At 56.8% G+C, this 3701-nt stretch carries 6 protein-coding genes and 1 pseudogene; all 7 read right to left on the bottom strand.

Translation table 11 applies throughout. The annotated features are described in order from the left end of the window. On the bottom strand, positions 1-685 hold a 685-nt coding region (locus JIG40_RS00885; RefSeq protein WP_199464622.1), incomplete at its 3' end, for a phage tail sheath subtilisin-like domain-containing protein. Then, complete coding sequence (locus JIG40_RS00880) at positions 682-864, bottom strand: DUF2635 domain-containing protein (RefSeq protein ID WP_020432118.1); 183 nt, start codon at positions 862-864, stop codon at positions 682-684. The genes JIG40_RS00885 and JIG40_RS00880, both read right to left, overlap by 4 nt. Beyond that, positions 865-1404, bottom strand: coding sequence for a phage virion morphogenesis protein (locus JIG40_RS00875; RefSeq protein WP_199464621.1), 540 nt, complete (start codon positions 1402-1404; stop codon positions 865-867). Continuing rightward, entirely contained in the window at positions 1401-1865 is a 465-nt protein-coding gene (locus JIG40_RS00870) for a phage tail protein (protein ID WP_199464620.1), read from the bottom strand. Before JIG40_RS00870 ends, JIG40_RS00875 begins: the two co-directional genes overlap by 4 nt. Next, positions 1865-2314 carry a head completion/stabilization protein gene (locus JIG40_RS00865; RefSeq protein ID WP_199464619.1) on the bottom strand — a complete coding sequence of 150 codons (450 nt, stop codon included), beginning with the start codon at positions 2312-2314 and terminating at the stop codon, positions 1865-1867. The genes JIG40_RS00870 and JIG40_RS00865 overlap by 1 nt, the downstream gene beginning before the upstream one ends. Before the next feature lie 108 nt (positions 2315-2422). Further along, positions 2423-3460, bottom strand: coding sequence for a phage major capsid protein, P2 family (locus JIG40_RS00860; RefSeq protein ID WP_199464618.1), 1038 nt, complete (start codon positions 3458-3460; stop codon positions 2423-2425). A gap of 42 nt (positions 3461-3502) precedes the next feature. Further along, positions 3503-3701: pseudogene (locus JIG40_RS00855) on the bottom strand (phage capsid protein); the annotation flags it as partial.

Below are 3701 nucleotides of genomic sequence, written 5' to 3'. Positions count from 1 at the left end.
GGTTACGCTCGGCCCAGTCAAACTCGGTGTCCGCAATGGAATAGACGCCGCTCATCTTGAGCGTTTGCAGCGGGCGGCACGGGTCGTTTGCCAGTGACGGCGCAATTTGTCCCGCCCAGGCACCAATCGCCGCCGCATCCGTCAGCGCTTCATTGGCAGAGTTACCGAGCGCGTTCACCGGCATAAAGCTGATCAGCGGGCAGTTGCTTTTGTTGGCAAAGGTAATGAGCTCCGCATGGGTGCCTTTTTTCGGGATATAAGCCACGCCGGGGATCTGCTGCAGCGCCTGATAACGTTTCTCCAGAAACTCGCCCAAATCGCGGATGGTGGTGTCATCATTGAGCGAGCAGATAATGTGGTGGTACTGCAAATCACCCAGAGCCGCCAGTGCTGACATGGTATCGGCCGCGTCCACGCTGATGGCGTAGACGGGCATGCTTTCATCCTGCTTGCGAAAGTAGGTCACCATGTCGACGATGTCGGAGGCGCCGAACTGCGCCTGCGCTTTGGTTTCGTCCATACACAGCACAACGGTGTTGGGCGCCACCGGTGCGCCCGCAACCGCATTGCCGATCACCAGGCACAATTGCTGGTCTTCCGCGCTGTTGGCCAGGCTGTTGTCGATTTCGACATACATGCCGGGCACATAAGCGCTGGCCGGAACTTCTGAGAAACTGATGCTCATTGGCCGTTCTCCTTATTCGTTGCCGTTTTCGTGGTGACGAGCACGACGGATTGGTCTTTAATGCGACGCAGCCAGTAAGGGTTACGCGGCTTCTCTTCGCCCGCAGCCTTTAACGGCTCGCGGGTCTCCGGGTCACGAACCAGTAACCCTTTTTGTGGTTTGACTTTGATGGTTTGCATTTAACTTTCCACGTCAGTTGTAAAGTGCCCGGCCGCCATGGCGAGCAGCTCGCGCTCGATCTCCGGTGTCCAGCCGATGAAGGTACGCCGGGGCATCTGATAGTTCTGCTTAACCCGCCGCCCGCCTTGCCAGCGTCCGGTCTTGCTGTCGAAGAAGCCATTCACTCGGGTGGTAAACGAGAGCTGGCTGCCCTGATTGTGCTCCTGACCGATGCGCCCGGCGACGCCCGCCAGGCCCACTTCAAAGTGGTGTTCATCGGCCTGCGTGCGCAGGGATTTCGACAGGCCCATCAACATGTTCTTGTTGTTGACGGTATGGCGTGACGTTGTCCCGTCCCGCAGACTCACTCTCTTGCGCCCTGTGCGGCTCTGGTACGGGTTATTCTCAATGTCCCGCTGCGCCCGGATTTGAGCGCGGAAGAACTGGCGCGCGCGGTTGGCCATGCGCCGGTTCAAATCCAGTTTTTCAGTGGCGGTCAGCACCAGACGCTCAACCACCTGAGTAAGCTGCTCCGGTGTTTTCAGCGTGAGCTCGTTCATGGCAAATCACCCAGATGGCCGACAAACAGCACCAGTTCGCTTAGGTCGTCTTCGTCGACACGGGCAGCAAAATCGCCCACGCATTCAAAACGCTCGCCGTGCTGTTGCCAGTTTCCTTGCGGGTGGGCTTGCAGTGAGAAGGCTTCCCGCAGGTCAATTTTGATTTTGATGTCGCAGCGGCCGTTATCCAGCAGCTCGGTGGCGAAGGTCGGAAACGGCAATCCTTTTTCCATCCGGTACGGGTCGTGCATATTCATCCAGGAGACTAAGTGCATCATCAGAATGTGCGGCTGCACTCTGACATCCTGCATGAACACGATGGCGGTGTACTCAAGCTCAAACCCGTCGACGCTGTCGCCCTGAGTGCAGAACAGCGCGCCGTCTTCGGCCCAGACGGTGAAGTTCTTGGCATCAATCACGTGCTCTCTGAACAGGTCCGTTAAACTTTGCAGCGCTTTCATCACACCACCTCAAAGCAGTAGGTTTCCTGCCCGTGAAGCAGCAGATCCACCGCCTGACGATATTGCACCTCGCAATGGTATTTCTTGCTGCTCAGCGCTTCCTGACGCTCGGCCGCTTCGGCGGTGGCATCGGAGCTGAGGCGGATGCCAATCAGCTCGCTGGCCGTCAGCGCAAACACCGCTTGGGTGTAGAGCGTGGTACCGGATTCTTCATCACCGAACTTGGCCTTTGAGAGAGCGGCTAGGCTCTCGTACTGCGCGATGGTATTCACCAGCTCGCGGTGCACCTTAATGCGCGAGACTTTTGCCTGTTGCAGAATGCCTGCCTCTGTCTCATTACTGAGGAAATGAAACAGAGACTGAAACTCTGAAATTTTGAGCGCGGGAAAGTTATCCGTGGCGGACAGCTCGGAGGCATACACGTCGCTTTTATTGCCGATAAATTCCATACATCACCTTTGAGGGAATGCAGGCAGCAGTGCACGAATAACAATCTGTGTAGGAGCCAGATTGATAACGTGACAGAGCCTGCATTGGAGGGTGTCAGTCTGGCGCGGTTATACCCACGCCCCGTTAATCTTGAGTTTGACGTTGCCAAACTCGAGCGCCGCCACTTTTTCAAGCTGCTCGATGACGTAGGCCATGTTCATCGACTCAAAGTTTTCCATCTGGTCTTTGGCGTCGTTTTTCTTACCGACCGTGCGGCGAACCGAGTCTTCCTGAATGTAGATAGACAGGTTGTCGTAGCTGGTCACCATGATGCCCGTTGACGGGAAGCCCGGAACCGACACCGCAGGCAGGCCGCCATAGGTGCCGATGACCTGGCGCTCCTGAATCTTGCTCTTTTCTGTCGGCGTATTGCCGTGCGCGTCGTAGAACTTGGCCTTTTCATAGGCCAGCAGATCAGAGCCGATGATGGCAACCAGGTCAGCGTCGTTTTCGCATGCCGGATGCAGCAGGTTTTTCAGGTTCAGCACCGCCAGATCGAGGTTGGCAAAGTCGCCGCCTTCACCAATCTTGATGACGCCGGAGCCTTCTACGCCTTCGGTGATTAAACGTTCGGCGTTGTGCTCACGCATTGCCTGGAACCAGCCTTTGTTGACGTCTTCGCCGTTCGGGTTGGCGGCGGCATCCGTATTCGCGGCCGCCGTTTTACCAAACCAGCCGACGGTGATTTTGTTGGCGTCGATCTGCTCGCGGGTGTGTTTGGACACAATCTGGTTGAAGCTCTTCATGTGCGCCCAGGCATCGAGTTTGGCGTAGCGGATCGCCGTGTCGAAGTTGGTCTGCACGCAGGCGTAAGGCATGGCTTTCATGCCGTGGTAGTCTTTCGGTTTGCGCTCGCCGTCTCCGGAGGTGTCGGTGCGGCTGGCAATCATGCCGCTCACGCCCAGACCAATCGCTTCACCAATCTGGTTTTTCACAGTGATGATGTTGATTCGGCTCAGGAACCAGTTGCTTTCACGAATGGCCGCGATGATGCGCTGAGTGCCGTTCGGCGAGACGTTGAACATCTCGGTGGCGTTCTCGACGCCGTTTTGCTGCGCGACCGCCTGAACGTAGGCGCTCAGTTTCTTTTTGGTATGCTCTTGCATGTGTTTACCTATACAAATGGGGTGAGAGACTAAAGCCGGCGCTTACAGGTACGGCTCGGGTTCCGCATCCTGACCCGCCAGTGTGCGCGCCTGCTCATCTGTGATGCTGCTCAGTTTGGTGGTCAGTTCGCCAAGCTGGGTGGAGAGCTTTTCGACTTTCTCTTCCAGCTCGCTTTTCTGCGGCTCGTCTTTGACTTCCGGTTCTGCGGGCTGCTCTTTGGCGCTGAGTGTTTGCACCAGT

The sequence above is a fragment of the Vibrio sp. bablab_jr001 genome (assembly GCF_016464285.1).
Classification (GTDB): Bacteria; Pseudomonadota; Gammaproteobacteria; order Enterobacterales; family Vibrionaceae; genus Vibrio; species Vibrio fluvialis.
Note: the sequence above shows the minus strand (reverse complement) of the source record. Positions and strands in the feature narration are given on the sequence as shown.

What these genes read in the sequence shown, in the direction of transcription:
- JIG40_RS00880 (WP_020432118.1), bottom strand. Translation starts at nt 864, where the DNA reads ATGCAAACCATCAAAGTCAAACCACAAAAAGGGTTACTGGTTCGTGAC.
- JIG40_RS00875 (WP_199464621.1), bottom strand. Translation starts at nt 1,404, where the DNA reads ATGAACGAGCTCACGCTGAAAACACCGGAGCAGCTTACTCAGGTGGTT.
- JIG40_RS00870 (WP_199464620.1), bottom strand. Translation starts at nt 1,865, where the DNA reads ATGAAAGCGCTGCAAAGTTTAACGGACCTGTTCAGAGAGCACGTGATT.
- JIG40_RS00865 (WP_199464619.1), bottom strand. Translation starts at nt 2,314, where the DNA reads ATGGAATTTATCGGCAATAAAAGCGACGTGTATGCCTCCGAGCTGTCC.
- JIG40_RS00860 (WP_199464618.1), bottom strand. Translation starts at nt 3,460, where the DNA reads ATGCAAGAGCATACCAAAAAGAAACTGAGCGCCTACGTTCAGGCGGTC.